This window comes from Neobacillus muris (genome assembly GCF_943193175.1).
GTDB classification, from domain to species: Bacteria; Bacillota; Bacilli; order Bacillales; family Cytobacillaceae; genus Neobacillus; species Neobacillus muris.
In genome coordinates, this window is sequence record NZ_CALPDF010000001.1 from 31067 (window position 1) to 46998 (window position 15932).

General features: G+C 43.4%; 13 protein-coding genes. 6 read left to right on the top strand and 7 right to left on the bottom strand.

Annotated features, from left to right (window positions below; all coding sequences use genetic code 11):
• The first annotated feature begins 323 nt into the window (after window positions 1-323).
• On the top strand, window positions 324-827 hold the full coding sequence (locus NFS43_RS00150) for an Lrp/AsnC family transcriptional regulator (RefSeq protein ID WP_251548619.1): 504 nt from the start codon (window positions 324-326) through the stop codon (window positions 825-827).
• Window positions 824-2005 carry an aminotransferase gene (locus NFS43_RS00155; protein WP_251548620.1) on the top strand — a complete coding sequence of 394 codons (1182 nt, stop codon included), beginning with the start codon at window positions 824-826 and terminating at the stop codon, window positions 2003-2005. The genes NFS43_RS00150 and NFS43_RS00155 overlap by 4 nt, the downstream gene beginning before the upstream one ends.
• Before the next feature lie 117 nt (window positions 2006-2122).
• On the opposite strand, the gene NFS43_RS00160 is transcribed toward NFS43_RS00155, so the two are convergent.
• The 3 genes from NFS43_RS00160 to NFS43_RS00170 form a co-directional block, all read right to left on the bottom strand.
• Window positions 2123-2338 carry a hypothetical protein gene (locus NFS43_RS00160; protein WP_251548622.1) on the bottom strand — a complete coding sequence of 72 codons (216 nt, stop codon included), beginning with the start codon at window positions 2336-2338 and terminating at the stop codon, window positions 2123-2125.
• Between the two features lie 157 nt (window positions 2339-2495).
• Window positions 2496-2714, bottom strand: a complete 219-nt coding sequence (locus NFS43_RS00165) for a hypothetical protein (protein WP_251548624.1) — start codon at window positions 2712-2714, stop codon at window positions 2496-2498.
• A gap of 398 nt (window positions 2715-3112) precedes the next feature.
• Entirely contained in the window at window positions 3113-3538 is a 426-nt protein-coding gene (locus NFS43_RS00170) for a VanZ family protein (protein WP_251548626.1), read from the bottom strand.
• A 190-nt stretch (window positions 3539-3728) separates the two neighbouring features.
• Between NFS43_RS00170 and NFS43_RS00175 the strand changes: the two genes are divergently transcribed.
• Window positions 3729-4301, top strand: a complete 573-nt coding sequence (locus NFS43_RS00175; protein ID WP_251548628.1) for a DUF6241 domain-containing protein — start codon at window positions 3729-3731, stop codon at window positions 4299-4301.
• A gap of 87 nt (window positions 4302-4388) precedes the next feature.
• Here the strand turns inward: NFS43_RS00175 and NFS43_RS00180 are convergent, their stop codons facing one another.
• Window positions 4389-5333: an SDR family NAD(P)-dependent oxidoreductase gene (locus tag NFS43_RS00180; RefSeq protein WP_251548630.1), complete on the bottom strand. Its 945-nt coding sequence runs from the start codon at window positions 5331-5333 to the stop codon at window positions 4389-4391.
• A gap of 55 nt (window positions 5334-5388) precedes the next feature.
• On the bottom strand, window positions 5389-5958 hold the full coding sequence (locus tag NFS43_RS00185) for a TetR/AcrR family transcriptional regulator (RefSeq protein ID WP_251548632.1): 570 nt from the start codon (window positions 5956-5958) through the stop codon (window positions 5389-5391).
• Between the two features lie 228 nt (window positions 5959-6186).
• On the opposite strand from NFS43_RS00185, the gene NFS43_RS00190 reads away from it, so the two are divergent.
• The 3 genes from NFS43_RS00190 to NFS43_RS00200 all read left to right on the top strand — a co-directional run bounded on the left by NFS43_RS00190 (window position 6187) and on the right by NFS43_RS00200 (window position 8258).
• Window positions 6187-6621, top strand: a complete 435-nt coding sequence (locus NFS43_RS00190) for a PaaI family thioesterase (RefSeq protein WP_251548634.1) — start codon at window positions 6187-6189, stop codon at window positions 6619-6621.
• Window positions 6622-6659: 38 nt separating this feature from the next.
• Window positions 6660-7241, top strand: a complete 582-nt coding sequence (locus tag NFS43_RS00195; protein WP_251548637.1) for a lysophospholipid acyltransferase family protein — start codon at window positions 6660-6662, stop codon at window positions 7239-7241.
• Between the two features lie 120 nt (window positions 7242-7361).
• Window positions 7362-8258 carry a DMT family transporter gene (locus NFS43_RS00200; RefSeq protein ID WP_251548639.1) on the top strand — a complete coding sequence of 299 codons (897 nt, stop codon included), beginning with the start codon at window positions 7362-7364 and terminating at the stop codon, window positions 8256-8258.
• 138 nt (window positions 8259-8396) lie between these two features.
• On the opposite strand, the gene NFS43_RS00205 is transcribed toward NFS43_RS00200, so the two are convergent.
• Window positions 8397-9743, bottom strand: a complete 1347-nt coding sequence (locus NFS43_RS00205; RefSeq protein WP_251548641.1) for a S8 family peptidase — start codon at window positions 9741-9743, stop codon at window positions 8397-8399.
• Window positions 9744-9907: 164 nt separating this feature from the next.
• Window positions 9908-15745, bottom strand: coding sequence for a lamin tail domain-containing metallophosphoesterase family protein (locus NFS43_RS00210; RefSeq protein ID WP_251548644.1), 5838 nt, complete (start codon window positions 15743-15745; stop codon window positions 9908-9910).
• Window positions 15746-15932 lie beyond the last annotated feature (187 nt).

Below are 15932 nucleotides of genomic sequence, written 5' to 3' on the forward strand. Positions count from 1 at the left end.
ACTATTTTTCTCTATTTTTATAGGACTGTTTTCTTAATTAAACATGATGTCCCTATTATATATAGTACTTTTATATTAGGGTGTTGTAATTTGTCGACCTTCCAAAAATTTCCCAATATTTTTTATAACATTTTTTTACAATTTCTCGTACAATCTGATAGACTTATTCGGTTAAAAATTGCTGCCGGCATGAGCCTGAATATCCCTCTTGCCAAAACCAGTAATCTAATAATTCTTATTTTTAGGAATGTTTTCTAGTGACAGCCATGAAAAATAATTTTACAATCAACAATAGAACACTTTTACCCAAAGGAGAAAAACGGATGAAACTAACTGGTGAGGAAATTGAGATTTTAAAAATCATGGAGGAAAATCATAGAATTCCTGTTGAAACTATTGCTTTAATGGCAATGTGCAGCGAGGAAACTGTCAGGGAGACACTTAAGAAGCTAGAGGACGGAAAAATTATTATAAGCTATCCTACCTTGATTGATTGGAGTAAGGTGGAGGGCCAGGAAAATATCGTTGCCATGATTGATGTAAAGGTAACGCCAAAGCGGGGAGTGGGGTTTGATGAGGTCGCCGAACGGATTGCCCGATTTCCAGAAGTGTCTTCTTTATACTTAATGTCGGGTGCCTATGATTTGTCGATCACCATAGAAGGAAAAACGATGCAGGAAATTGCGGCGTTTGTCTCAGAAAAATTATCACCGATTGAAAATGTGGTTTCCACCACTACTCATTTCATGTTAAAAAAATACAAGCATGATGGCGTATTATTTGAAGATGGCGGAGACAAAGACCGAAGAATGGTGGTTTCACCATGAGAAAAGAGTATTCTCATTATTTGTCGGAGACCGTAAAGGATTTGCAGCCTTCCGGGATTCGCAAATTTTTTGACCTGGCTTCCAGCATGGAAGGGGTGATTTCCTTAGGAGTCGGTGAACCGGACTTTATTACGCCATGGAATGTCCGTGAGGCAGCGATTTTATCATTGGAACAGGGATTTACGTCCTATACGGCCAACCCCGGGCTTTTGGAGCTGCGCGAGGAAATCTCGAAGTATTTAAGCACCCGATTTTCGGTTAATTATAACCCGGCCAATCAAATTATTGTGACGATTGGTGCCAGCCAAGGGTTGGATTTGGCGTTCCGGACAATTTTAAACCAAGGCGACGAAGTATTGATTGTGGAGCCTGCCTTTGTAGCCTATGCCCCTTTGGTTGCTATTGCTGGAGGGAAACCTGTGGCGATTTCCACTTCGCCGGAAAACGGCTTTAAGGTAACCCCTGAGCAGATTGAACAAAAAATAACCAACAGAACTAAAGCTATTTTACTTAGTTCACCCAACAATCCGACAGGCAGTACATTAAATAAGAAAGATTTGGAGAAAATTGCCGAGATTGTTGAAAAATACGATTTGCTGGTCGTTTCCGATGAAATTTATGCGGAATTGGTTTATGAGGATGAACCCTATACGAGTTTTGCGGCAATTGACGGGATGTATGAACGGACGATTTTACTAAACGGTTTTTCCAAGAGCTTTGCGATGACCGGCTGGAGGTTAGGTATGCTGGCGGCCCCGAAGGCATTAGTGGAGGTCATGCTGAAAATTTATCAGTATACAACCATGTGTGCCCCCCATATGCTGCAGCACGGTGCCATAGAGGCGCTTCGAAATGGCTACCATGAAGTGGAGGCGATGCGGTCGAGCTATCGGCGCAGACGGAATTATATGGTGCAGACATTGAATCAAATCGGTTTGCCATGCCATAATCCAGGCGGAGCATTTTATGTGTTTCCTTCTATTAAAACGACTGGTTTTACGTCGGAGCAGTTTGCCGAGGAGCTGCTTCGCGAAGAAAAGGTAGCGGTTGTGCCCGGCCATGTTTTCGGGGAGAGCGGAGAAGGCTATGTCCGCTGTTCTTATGCCGCCTCGATGCCCCAGCTGCAGGAAGCTCTAAAACGAATGCAAAGATTTGTTAAGGCGAGAAATTTAGTCTAATGAAGCAAGAGGCTGGCACGCTGCAGCCTCTTTTTTGTTCGCTTTGGTTGTTATGTAGTTGAGGATAGGGCTGGCACCTTATCCCCCTCAAATAATTGGCTCTTTTTTCTTTTGCGCTTAACGCCCATGATGCCCATAATGTCCATAATGGTGGTGGCCATATGGGAAACCATGACCGCCATAACCACCATAGCCGCCGAAACCGCCATAGCCGCCAAATCCATACCCAAATGGAGGATAGCCATACCCATATCCATAGCCGCCAGGGAATCCATAGCCCCCAAGGGACCCAGCCCCGCCAGGAAAACCGTATCCACCGTAAAACGGAAACATTTCCACACCCACTTTCGTTTATTTCCCTTACACTCTAGACATATGTAATAAGAAGGATAAAGGAGCTATTCTCACTCAAAAATGGGCACTTGGTGGAATCAGCACAACAAACCGAGGGGAAATCCTTCGGGGCAGTTAGGCAGTTTTCGACTGCTTTTTAAGCCTCCCGGTAAAAATCATTCTTTTCCTCTGCCGATGTCAGATGCTGCCTTCCTATATTTCTGGTATTTTTTAATATTTTTTTAGTCATTTCAATCATATCTATAGAATCCCCATCGGTTATACTTGTCGATAGATTTCCAAATTTATCTGTCAACCTTCCACTATTTCTGCAATCATTTTTTGATAATGTTAAGACAAGACCATTAAACTCCAAGACCCTTTTAAAATATACGCAAAGTCCCGAACTGGAAGGACATAGAGGCTTTACTAAAAATTTTAAGGAGCGGATGCTATGGAGGAACAAGGGAGTTTGTTCGTTGGATTATTGTGGGGAGCTTCTTTAAGCATTCCTTTATGGATTGCCTTATTTGGCTGGATCAAAATTATCCGTTATTTCATCCAATAGGAATCCTTTTATATTGATACTCTTTCCCCCTTTTGAAAGGTGCGTTAAATTGTGATTCCACCTTGAACCTCCTATATATCTGCCTTGCGCAGCAAGTCTGTTATTTAAATGGAGGGGCAAGAAATATTCAATCTGCCTCTACTTTTCCCATATAAGGATCGCCTATCCCCGGGTTTCATATGTTCCGGGGATGTTTTATGGCAGTTTTAATCGTATTGGCTATTTATATCAACTTGTCTGGATTTAGATGCCCATAGGCTGAAACATAGTGCCAAGGTAATGCCGGCAAGGTCGAAACCAATATCAAACAAACGGCCGTTTCTGGCAAAGAACAATTGGATGATTTCAGTAAATGCTGCATAAGTGAAGGCCGCTATAAAGTGGTGACGCTTATATGGCATTTTCCTTTGAAGAAGCATGGTAAATAGGAAGAATGCAAGGATATGCCCCACTTTTTGTTTGATAAAACCGTTACTTAATTCTTCTGGCAAAGGAGTAAATAGATCAGTTAAGTCGGGCCGGGCCTCAAAGCGAAACCGAATTTCACCAAATGCCATCAGCTCGGAAAAGCTTGCCGTGCACGTAAGAATGAAAATAAACAACATCCAAATGAATATGGCTAAACCTTTCATCATCCTTCCCCCCTTCCTATCTCCATACTCGTCTAGAAACACTGGAAATATACCCTGTTGCCCCGCGGGGACTGTCCCCCGCCACGGTGATGCTTTACCATAGCGGGGGACTGTCCCCATTTTACTGGTGAAATTTAGGAATTATTGGTAAAGTGAATGTAAAGGGAACTGGCTTAATGGGGGAGTGTTTGTGAAAAGGATATTGCTGATTACGGTTATCGTTTTGGCGGTTTTGGCAGGTGGCATTTTTGGATTTTTTAAGATTTTGGATAATGCATCTGGATATGAGGAGAAGCAGGAGGCTTCACAGAATGATGCTGGTTCCGTTGAGGATGCGGCGACGAAGCAGGAAGAAATAGAGAAACAGCAGACGGAAAAAATTGGCGGGGTTCAATATGATATTGGAATTGATCAGACAAGCTCACAGGAGGCGGTCCTGGAGGCCATGAACAAAATGACGCATCAGAAAGTGAAGGCGGAAGATAAGTGGGGGGCTATCCCCATGATCCCCGATACCATTAACCAAGTATATGAGATTGTCAGCAACAGCCATTTCGAATTAAAAACGGATTTGCTGGAAATCCTGGATAAATGGAAGAATCGCGATTTCTCTCAAGTGGATGCCGATCACAATTATATTTGGAATCAGCAAGGGGGAACCGTCGGAAGAGCCTATGGGATTATGAGCCAATCAGAGGAAAAAACTTTTGTTCTTAATAATTTCGGACAAGAGTACTTAGCTGCCATGGGCATTCCAGAATAAATCAAACTGTCCGTTAAAACATCCGGCGCCTTTTCAACCAGCGCCAGATGTTTTTGGTACATATATCGTTCCACTTTTTCAATCCTCTCACGAACTTGCTTCTGTATCCTGAGCCATAAACTCCAGTGTTCTCATTAATCCCTGTTTATAAGGAGTACGCGGCAGGGGACCAATCCATTTTTCATATTTTCCTCCATCCAGCACAACCGGTTCTTCATTCAAATAAAACATCTCAACCACTTCACGCATACCTGCATTGAACAAACCAAGGAGCCGGATCATGTTTTTGCTGATCACGGACACTTTTTTATCATAACCGCTAATTTCTCGGAGCTTTTCGACTAATTCGTCACCCGTAACGACACCAGAGCTGGGAATATTCCAAACCTGCCCATAAGCTTCTTCATGAAACGCCAAATTGACCAGCGCCTTGGCTGCATCCGGCGTAAAAATGAATTCTTTGGCTATTTTGGGGTCCCCAACGTAGGCCGCTTTTTTATGTTTGGCGACATTTTTAAGGGTATAATGGAGCAAAGTGTTTTCGGCATTTGGTCCATAAAAGTCTGGAAAGTGGGCCAGAATAAACGGAACCCCGGATCCCTTTACTTTTTCTTCCATTTGAAGACGAATTTTCCCCTTTTTGGTATGCGGATTTTTTGGTGTGGTTTCCACTACACACTTTCCTGCTCTTCCATACGCATAGACATTGTCTGCCATAGCCAGCCTTACTGAATTCTCTTTGACTACAGTCAATATGTTCGTAACCAACCCCTGCAGTTTCGTTTCCCATTGCTCATAGGGAATGTTCGCCGCATGAAAAATAACATCAACCCCAGTTGCCGCTTCCCGTAAATCATGAAGCTGAAAAAGGTCGCCTGCAAAAATCGAAACGCTGGGGTCAGCCGCAAATAATTTTTCCAGCCTAGATTTCGTTCTGGCAAAGGCTGTCACTTGAACGCCTCTTGAGGATAATTCCTTCACAATTGAATAGCCGATACCACCTGACGCCCCCAAAACCAATGCTTTCTTCATAAAAAATTCTCCCTTCCGCCCTTGTTGACCACTGGTCAATTAATCCTAAAAAAAATTAATGTATCGATTTTAATAAAAAATTGGCATGTGCTTCCGCAAGATCTTTAACCTCTTCATAGCCATTTACATATCGGCAATAATGGGTGACAAACCCATGCAGAGCCAAAAACAGCAGCCAAATCTCTTGGACCTTTAACTTCTTGCCGCTCAAACGGGCAACACTTTGGGCAAAGTTTTCGTAGCTTCTGTTCGGCCCTTGGCTGACTAGATTTCTGACTTCCTCATCTTTGGTTAAAAACATGATTTCATAATGGCTTTGATGATTGAGCCCGAATTCGATATAAGCCAAAAAAATCCGCTTCAGCTTTTGGGCTTCATCGAAGTCCTCTTTAAGTACATCTTGAAGCTTTTGGTCAAGCATGGCAAAATGATCCTCCACTAAGGCGTAAAAAAGCTCCGCCTTATTTTTATAATGGTAATAAATGGACCCATGGCTGCATCCAAGCTCTTGCGCAATTTGCCGCATGGAAACATGCTGATAGCCTTTTCTGACAAATAAATCTCTTGCTGCATCCATAATCATTTCTCGTGTTAATTCCTGCTGGACAGGTTTTCGCGGTGACATTTGCTGGATCCTCCTTATTGACCACTGGTCAATAGAATAATACCTCATTTTCCTTTTAATGTAAAGTATTTCCACCAGAAGAATTCTTAGCATCCTCTTGATTGCAAATGCTAAATATTTCTTGCACCGTTCCTCCCTTCGTAGTAGTATAGTTGGCAGATTACTAGTATTATTGTTAAATTATTGGAGATTTTTGTGAATTTTTATATGCAAACGGGGTGTATTGGGATGGCTTATCTGGAAAACTTGCAGAAAATGATGGAAGGGGAAGTTCCTCCCCCACCGAACAGCCAATTTCTCGGGATCAGCTTAGTCGAAGCCGGCGAAGGTTTGGCCGTATTTGAAATGGAGGCATCTGATGTGATGCCTAATCCAATGGACACTCTCCATGGGGGAATCCTTTGTGACATTTCCGATGCGGCGATGGGGTGTGCATTTGCCTCCACGCTGCCTGACAACGCATCTTATACAACCGTGGAATTGAAACTTAATTTCATAAAGCCAGTTTGGAATTCAAAGTTACGTGCTGTAGGTAAAGTCATAAAAAAAGGAAATGCAACGGGTCTCGTGGAATGCCAGGTGTACGATTCAAAAGACGGTCTCGTTGCATATGCCACCAGCACCTGCATAATTTTAACAGATGAAAAAAGTGTCGGGAGGTAACTCATCCCTCTCACTTTCAACAACAGGAGGGGGTAAATTTGTATCAGTTTATCGGAGTGCTAGTAAAGGGCATTCTCCGTCTATTTGGAAAAATAAAGGTAGAAAACGACCATCATCTCCCCCTGTCAGGACCTTATGTGATTGCCTGTACACATACCGGGTGGGTTGATGTCCTTTATCTCGGGGTAACCATGCTCCCTGTGCAAATCCATTATATGGCGAAAAAGGAGTTATTCCAAAAAAAATTTATGGCCTGGTTTTTAAAAAAGTTGAATGCCTTTCCTGTTGATCGGGCAAATCCTGGACCAAGCGTATTAAAAATCCCTCACCGGCTTTTAGCCAAGGGGGAAGTCGTAGGGATTTTTCCAAGCGGAACGAGAACGACGGAGGAGACTGCTCTCAAACAAGGGGCGATTACGATTGCCCAGCGTGCGAAGGTGCCGATTATCCCGGCTGCCTATAGCGGACCCAATCATTTCAAAGATCTGCTTTTACGTAAAAAAGCGAAACTGGTCTTCGGTGAGCCAATCATGATAACCGAAGTTTCCAAGGAAGCCAGAGACTATTATAATCAGCTGCTGGAGGAAAGATTGAATGCCCTTATGAAAATCTCCTCCTAACGGTCCTCCCGTTTATTTACAAAAGCACGCTTTTTTAACTTGTATGGTATCATAAATTTCGTTTTTTATCTTGGCAAAATGATTTAATGACAGCTTGAGACACAAGGAAAGGGAGGAACCATGAAACAGGAAGAACGTTCCGTATCCATTGGGCTGCCGCTGGCAATCTCGATTATTGCCATATCGTTTTCGGCCATTTTCGTGAAATGGTCAGATGCGCCGGCATCCATTTTAAGTATGTACCGAATGGCGATGGCAAGCATATTGCTGCTGCCTATGGTGATAAAAAAACGCCATGAATTTAAAAAAATCAGCAAACGCAACTGGCTGTTCTTATTTTTTTCCGGGATCTTTTTAGCCATGCATTTTGTTCTTTGGTTTGGAAGTTTAAAATTGACAACGGTGGCCAGTTCAACGATTATTCTTGCCTTGCAGCCTGTTGTTTCCTTAATTGGGGGTTTTTTCTTATTTAAAGAACGAACAAACAGTGCGGTATTGGGGACAATGGGAATTGCGATTATTGGTGCTGCCATGATTGGCTGGGGAGACCTTGCCTTAAGCAAAAATGCTATCCTCGGCGACTTGTTATCGTTTTTTAGCGTGATTTCTGTGGTGGGGTACCTATTGATCGGCCAAAGTGTCGTCAAAAAATTATCACACTGGATTTACAGCTTTTGTGTCTTTTTCTTTGCTTCCGTTATCCTTTTTCTCTATAACCTGATGACAGGTGTAGAATTTACCGGCTACCCTGCTAAAGAGTGGGGAATTTTCTTGTTATTAGCTATTGTCCCGACGATGAGCCATGTCATTAATAACTGGCTGTTAAACTATGTCAATGCGACCACGATTTCCATGAGCATTCTTGGCGAGCCCGTAGGAGCCTCCACCCTGGCATTCTTTTTGCTAAGTGAAAAGCTGTCCATATGGCAGATTGCCGGGGGCCTGCTTGTATTAGTTGGTGTCTTTGCCTTTATTAATCAGCAGCAGAAAACAGCCGCGCTTAAGGAAGCTGTTTAACGTTATACTTAAAGCCCTCTTTGTTCAAAGTTTCCGGGCTGTTAGCAGGGGTACCCTTTTTAGGGTGCCCCTCTTTAAATGAAGGTACCTATTTTTTTTGTATTCCTAAAGCTTGCGGCCCCTATATTTAGCTAATCTTCATTTTCTCCTATTCACTTCCTGCAAGGATGCCACATTATTGATGATTCCGCTTCCGTAAAATTGGTTAGATCCTGGCTCCGTTTTTTGCGCAGTTTTCCTCATAACGTCCATCACTTCTGTATTTTTTAGTGATGGATTAATGGAACGGATAAGTCCAGCCAGGGCTGTGACATGCGGTGCAGCCATCGAGGTCCCTGAAAGGGCAGCATACTCACCTTGTAAATAGGTACTCGCGATATCAACCCCGGGAGCCGCAATATCAATGTAATCCCCGTAATTTGAGAATTCGGCTCTTTTTCCATTCGAGTCGACCGCCGCGACCCCAAGCACTCCTGGATAGGCTGCCGGATAACTGGACTGGTTGGTATTATCATTTCCAGCGGCGGCAATCACGACAACATCCTTGCTGAGCGCATAGCTGATGGCATCTTCCAGCAAGGTGGATGATTGGTAATTTCCCAGGCTTAGGTTAATGACATTCGCCCCGTGATCCACCGCCCAGCGGATTCCTTCAGCCACATCGAACGAACCACCAGACCCATCCGAATTCATGACTTTTACAGGCATGATCGGATTATACCAAGTGATCCCGGCGACCCCTTCGCCATTGTTGGTCTTTGAGGCAATGATGCCAGCGACATGTGTGCCATGTCCGTTATCATCATCAGGATTGTTATTGTCGTCTACTGCGTTGTAGCCCTCGATTAATCTTCCGGCCAAATCGGGGTGGTCAAGGTCCACTCCCGTATCAACCACGGCAATTTTGACGTTTTTTGACCCACGCGTGATGTTCCAGCCGTCCTCCGTGCCAATGGCCGGCAGGTTCCATTGGTAGCCGCTGTAATACGTATCGTTTACTTCGTTTGGCAGGTAGATAAAATGGGGCTCGGTGAACTCTACGGTTTCTAAATGATTGAAATAATCCATTAGTTTTTCTGGTGATTGGCTGTTGGATTTGAATATAATGGCAAAGTCATGTTTCTCTTTTACGATCCCGTCGATATCGGCAAGGATTTTTTGCAGTTCCCTGCCGCTTGGCGCTGTTATAAAATGGACAATGACTTCCTTGTCATAATAATGGCTTTTATCCTGTTGATTATGATGAATAATTTTTACGGCAGGCGTGCTGTTTAGCTTCATTTTCAAGTTATCATTGGCCGCGATACTATCGACTTTCCGAATTGATCCCGGGTTCTGCTGCAGGTTCCGTACCTGGATAAGTTTGTTCTCTGTTACGCTCCGGGTTCGAATGCGGTCATCCGAATTCTGGTATGGCCTGATGACTAAGACGGCTGTCAAGATTAGCGCAATGGCCGCTGCGCCTATTTTCCATTTATGCTTCATAATTACACCTCGTAATTTTCATTCGATTCTACTCCCCTGCCTCGTATTCTTACAATGGCCGTTTTCAGCCTAGATAATGTATGGAAAGTATGTCTTTCCGAGAAAAAACAGGGACAGTCCCCCGGTGCTTTAACGCAGTAAACCGGTGGGGGACTGTCCCCAGATTATGCTTGTTTCCGTTTTTTGTTTAGGGTGTATGCCGCTGTACCAATTATTAGGAGAAGCAGCCCCGCTAATAATAGGTTGTAGGTGTTCGTGGCTGTGATTGGCAGGCCAGCACCTGCTTGTTTGATTTGTTTTTTTGGCTGTTCAGCAGGGATTGTCTGCTGTTCTGATTCAAGTCCCCCCTGAACGCCTTGGTTATTTTGGTTTTCTGGATTACCGTTACCGCCTGGATCTCCTTGATTACCTGAGTTACCTTGATCACCTTGGCCATCTTGGTCATCTGAAGGATCCGGCTGCACAGCTTTCCCTTTTGTAAACGTCCAAATGTCTGAAACAGCACCTCCGGTAAAATCGTCTTCTGCTGTCGCATACCAGAAGTAGCGATTGTTTTCTGCTAGGCCTTCCCATTTAGCAGCAGCCATTTGACCGCTTTTTACCTTTTGCTGTTCGTCAATTTTATGATCGGTATAGATGTTTACAGCAAAATAATCAGTTGCCACCTGCTTTTCCTGTACCTGCAGGTCGGTATTAATTACCATTTCATCCTTGCCTGGGTAGGTTTCCGGATCATAGAAATTATAATCATCCATATATGGTGAATACGTATTGACGATAATCCGATTATTGTCCTGATCAAAATGGAGCAGTTTCATATAGCCTTGTCCGCCCTCAGGACCTCCCTGATAATCGCCGAGCATTTGATAGACCTGGCGATCCGGTGTTCCGTCGCCATTATCATCAACAGGGTCCACCAATGTTTCCGAGTCATGGTAGTGGCCGCTCAAGACTGCGATGACATTTTTGTTTGGCAGCACGATTTCGTTAAAAATCCGGTTGCCTAATGGGCTGCGATTTCCGGAAACCAGCAGATATTCATGGAAGCTCAAGATCGCTTTACGGTCCGGATACTGCTTTAGCACATCCTTCATCCATTCCAGGTCTTCATCCTGAATTCCCCAGCCCATGTACAGCATGATAAAATCATTTCCATTAGCTGAGATCAAGTCATAGTGGCCACGGTTATTTTTATAAGAGCCGCCGTAATAGGATTTACCTTTAAAACGATCCTCGCCAAACCATTTTGAGAATTGGGTATAGTCGCTTGTTTTGTGGTCTACATCATGATTCCCTGCTAATACTCCATATGGAACCATACTGTTTTCCAGGATTTTCATATACTGGTCGGCATAATTCCATTGGTATTCCTTGTCAGCTTCGTCCACGACGTCCCCTGTATGGAATACATATTTAATTTTTAAACGGTCCTTATTTTCAGCAATCCAGTTCGTCTGCCGTTCGAAAATATAGGGATAGCTTTCCGCATAGTATTGGGTGTCAGACATCCATACAAAGGTATAGTCATATTCATCCGGTGACTTCGGAATCTCATCCTGGATCAGCACATTGATTTTTGAATCCTTCACATACTCATTTACGGCGACATTGCCTTTTAATTCAAAGTCTTCAGATCCTGCCACTTTAAAGGCAATCATCGACCATTTGCCTTGCAGGTGGTTCCAGGCATACATGGATACTTTCCGCCCTGGCAATGATTTTCCGTTCCACACAAGCTCCACTTTATCGCTTTCGTCAACAGAGGGATCGACCGTCACATCGAATCGGTGATAAGGGAATTGGGTACCGGAATTCATCGTTAAATAGCTGCCGTCTTTTTCGGATACAAGAGAAATATCCTCAGCAGAAAAGCCCTCTTCTCCCGGAGGTGTCATTGATTGCGGCGGTTCTACATCGGTTGCATTTTTATAGGCTTTCACTTCATCTGTATTGCTGGCCTCATATTTGAAGCCCTGATAAAAATTAACATTCAAGTCATCGTTAGTTGGATCGGTTACCTTTACCTTTAACTCTGGGTCACCATCTATTGGTGCAGTACTGTCATCAGCTGGGGAAACCAGTTCAGGCTTATTCGGGTTTTCATTGACTACAGAGAAATGAACAGCGGCCTCTGCAATATTCCCCACTTTATCATTCGCTGTAATCAACAGCTTGTGCGTGCCTGGTGCCAGCTGTGATGAAGAGGTTTCATATGGCGCCTTAATTTCCTGATCATCCAGCAGGACTTTAACAGCCTCTGCTCCAGCGAGCTCATCGGTTACATCCGCCTCGATAGTAAACTTGCCTTTGTACTCTTTACCTTCGATCATATTGGTATGGATTGCCGGCGCCGTGTTATCGACTACCACCGTTCGGCTGATTTCTTCGTCTATATCTTGTGCTTTAATCGTATGCACGCCATCCGCAACTGCTGTTGTATCCCACTTGTAGGTTTTGGACGGGGAGTATCCTTCGTCAATGGTAAACTTGAAATCTTCGAATGGACGGTATGTCCCATCATCCCCCATATCATACGTTTTTCCAGGATCATTATGGGCAGGGTCAACCAAGATGGTCCCATCCGGCAACACAAGACGGACATTGCGGATATTATAGTCATCCCGGTTTTCTTCCGATTCATCCAATTGGAATGGTGATGCTTTGTTGCCGGCACGAATCGTAATGATGTTGTCCCCTAATTGGAGACGATCAGCATCGATTGGTACCGTAATGGTCGTCCAATCGTTAATTGCGTCATCAAAAATCCTTAAAATGTCGTCACCCATGGTTACCCCGTTCTGGAAGAACGTATTCACACCACTGGCTTCGAAGGCAAAGTAGGCTGTATTCTCTACTGATTTATAGGTGTTTTCGTTCAGCTCCGAGCCGTCAATAAACAGCTTGACCTGGTCAGGAGCGTCTTCTTTTGATGTCCCTTTTAAAATCTTTTCCCCTTTAAGAATGTCGCCATCCTTAACATTTAACCGAAGGCTGGAATCATCCAGATCACTAGTTACAGTCACCTTGTATGTGTCGCTTGTTACTTCGTTCGCTCCATCAGAGGCCACGAAGTAGTATTCGACATATTCTTTGCCGATGATCTCAGGAGAATAAATGGTATAGTGGTACATCGTATCATCAAAATTTTCTGGTAAAATAGCCTCTTTATAATCGCTTTGTGTATTCGGGCGGTAGTATAACCGAACGGATTTCACTTCTGTATCGTCTTCTACATCAGCAACAATTTGAATATCCTCTTTTTGATCGACCTTCGAGACGGCTGTCTCATTTTCAATCACAGGCGGATTGGTATCCTCTGCAATATGAACAGGTTTCACCGGCACTTGAAAGGCATCCACTTTACCAGGCGTAGCCGGATTCAGGCCAGGGCTGACTTTTATTAGTTTCGTAGATCCGTCCACTGGATATCTGTAGACAATGCCCATATTCGCTTGGGTATCATCCACATTGGCTTGATCAAAATAATAAGAGACGGAAATTTCCTTTTTCGTATTGGAGGCCACGACAAGACCGCGCATATCTCCATTGGCCATACCAGCACTGTAAATCCTGACAATGTCTTTGTTTTCTACTAGATTTGTACCGTAATTTTTATTAAAATCAGCAACGGTTTTGCTGTCATTCTGACCGTTGATAATCCAAAATACGAGAGTGCCTTTTGCTGGGATGACCACATCATCCGGGATAGAAGGCCAGATAACATCGGTTGTTGGATCCTCTCCATAACGGTATTGAATCTTATAATCTTTGAAATTAATATCTTTGTCACTGTTATTATAGATTTCTATAAATTCATATCCATCCGCTGATCCCACATTTGTAGAGTCTGGCACTACTTCTGTGACAAGAAATTGCGGGACTTTATTGAAATCTACATAAGGTTTGTTGATTTTAATTACATATTCTTCTGTATTTGCATTGTTTGCGCCATCTGAAGCTTCTATATAGTAAGTAATATCTGATTCTACGGTTAAACCAGGAATGTCTGCAGAGTAAGTTCCTGCATCCTCAGCACTTGCATTCATCGAAACAGAAGAAAAGCTTTCTTCCCCCGATTTCTTATAGTAGAGTGTTGCAAATGGCACCGCCTGATTATCGGTAATCGCTGCTTGTATGTTGATCGATGCAAAGGCTTCGCTTTCGGTTACAGGCGTATGGGTGATAACAGGTGCTTCTGTGTCAGCTGGAGCTTCATCCAAATCAACAGGTTTGGCTGGAACTTGAATGGATTCAATCGTCCCCGGTGTCGGTGCTGCCTTGCCAAGATATTTTTCCATCACCGTTCCCTCTGATGGGAAATTGTATTGAATGCCATTGCCATCATTATCATTGTCAACATCTGAATATGTTGCGGAAACAACTTCTGTTCCTGAATGATCTTTTAAAATAAGGGCGCGGTTTCCGCCATTTGCAAAACCAGGGAATGCATCTTTAAATTCCACTACTTGACTGCTGCTTAGCTGCAATCCATAGTTGTTGTTAAAATCAGCCAGTGTCTGTCCGCCAGTATTGTACCAAAATACTTTTGTTTCTTGCGGCTCAAGGGTTGCCTCTGGAAGCTGGAATGGCAAGTCAGGCTTGCTGCCATCTGTGTAACGGTAAATAAATGAGTAATTGGTTAAAGAAATCGATTTGTTTGTATTGTTATACAGCTCAAAGAACTCATAATAATCAGTACCAGTGCCGGCTGAATTCGGAGACATTTCCGTAATTAACAGCGGCAGGCTGCTATATGTATCCTCCGGCATATGAACCGCTATTTGATATTCCTCTGTTTTCTTCGTGTTGAAGCCATCGGTTGCTTCAATATAATAATGAATCGTTCCTTTGACATTCGTGCCCGGAATTTCCGCTTCAAAGACTGCAGGGTTTTCCGCGCTCGCCTTCATGGTTACAGCTGTAAATCCTTCAGCGCCTTCCTCTTGATAATACAGAGTGGCAAGAGCTACAGCTTGATCGTCTGTTATATTCGCTTGGATGTGAACCGGCTGTAATGGGCTGCTTTCCGTTATGGCTGTATGAACAATTTCTGGAGCCGTTGTATCTTTAGGAACATCCGGCAAAGATACGGGTGTGCTTGGAACTTGTCCAGCTTCAATCGCCCCTGGTGTCGGATTCGCTAAAACTTGAAGTTTTGTCATCTCCGTACCTGCGGCCGGATATTGATATTGAACGACTTTTCCTTCATTATTTGTTTCACCCGGCAGGTATCCTGCAGAAATGACCTCTTTCCCTTCTTGGTCTTTCAGTACGAGTGCACGATTTCCACCGTTCGCAAATCCAGGGAATATGTCTTTAAATTCCACTACCTGATCGCTTGTTAACTGGGTTCCGAATTTGGCGTTAAAGTCAGCTAACGGTAAGCCATTATTGTTAAACCAGAATACGAGAGTTTCCTGTGAATCAATAGTAACAGGAGATACCTGGAATATTTTATCTGGATAACTGCTATCTGTATAATGGTACACAAATTGATAATTGGTTAAGGGAATAGACTGGTTCGTGTTGTTATATAGCTCAAAAAATTCAAAGCTATCGGTGCCTTTTGAATCAGGTGAAATTTCTGGAATTAATAGTGCAGGTAAACGATTAAAGTCTTCTTCTGCTGATTCTGATTGAGAGGCAGGATTCATCTCTTGTGTTGTCTGCCCTTCTGTAACCTGCTCAGCCGGCTGATCACTAGTTTGCGGTGGTTCAGCGCCTTGCACAGCTGCCTCGCTTTGACTAGCCGCCGGCTCTTGGGATGACGGTAAATGACTTGTTTCTTCTTCCGGCTGCTGGGTTTGTTCCGGCAAATTTAATCCGCTGTTGCTCTTCTGTTCCACTTCTGCTGCATTCGTTACTACCGTGCCGCCAGCTTCCGTATCAGCAGCTAGTTTGTGTGACGGAAGGGCTAAACTAATGTTTGATAGTAGGATGGATAAGATACAAATATAGACTAGGAGCTTGTCTTGCATTTTTGTTCTTCTGCGTTTACTCATAATTTCCCCCTCAAATTTTTTATTACAGGTAAATTATAGTGGTAGACTGTTAACGGATTTTAAAGTAAATGTAAAAAGTTCTGATTATTTGTAATTCTTTTGTAAAAAATCACCTGATGGCCAAACTTCTCGATTAAACTAAACTTGTTTCGTTCGTACTACAAGTTTAAGAGGAGGTACTTCATCA

What these genes read in the sequence shown, in the direction of transcription:
- NFS43_RS00150 (WP_251548619.1), top strand. Translation starts at nt 324, where the DNA reads ATGAAACTAACTGGTGAGGAAATTGAGATTTTAAAAATCATGGAGGAA.
- NFS43_RS00155 (WP_251548620.1), top strand. Translation starts at nt 824, where the DNA reads ATGAGAAAAGAGTATTCTCATTATTTGTCGGAGACCGTAAAGGATTTG.
- NFS43_RS00160 (WP_251548622.1), bottom strand. Translation starts at nt 2,338, where the DNA reads ATGTTTCCGTTTTACGGTGGATACGGTTTTCCTGGCGGGGCTGGGTCC.
- NFS43_RS00170 (WP_251548626.1), bottom strand. Translation starts at nt 3,538, where the DNA reads ATGAAAGGTTTAGCCATATTCATTTGGATGTTGTTTATTTTCATTCTT.
- NFS43_RS00180 (WP_251548630.1), bottom strand. Translation starts at nt 5,333, where the DNA reads ATGAAGAAAGCATTGGTTTTGGGGGCGTCAGGTGGTATCGGCTATTCA.
- NFS43_RS00185 (WP_251548632.1), bottom strand. Translation starts at nt 5,958, where the DNA reads ATGTCACCGCGAAAACCTGTCCAGCAGGAATTAACACGAGAAATGATT.
- NFS43_RS00190 (WP_251548634.1), top strand. Translation starts at nt 6,187, where the DNA reads ATGGCTTATCTGGAAAACTTGCAGAAAATGATGGAAGGGGAAGTTCCT.
- NFS43_RS00200 (WP_251548639.1), top strand. Translation starts at nt 7,362, where the DNA reads ATGAAACAGGAAGAACGTTCCGTATCCATTGGGCTGCCGCTGGCAATC.
- NFS43_RS00205 (WP_251548641.1), bottom strand. Translation starts at nt 9,743, where the DNA reads ATGAAGCATAAATGGAAAATAGGCGCAGCGGCCATTGCGCTAATCTTG.
- NFS43_RS00210 (WP_251548644.1), bottom strand. Translation starts at nt 15,745, where the DNA reads ATGAGTAAACGCAGAAGAACAAAAATGCAAGACAAGCTCCTAGTCTAT.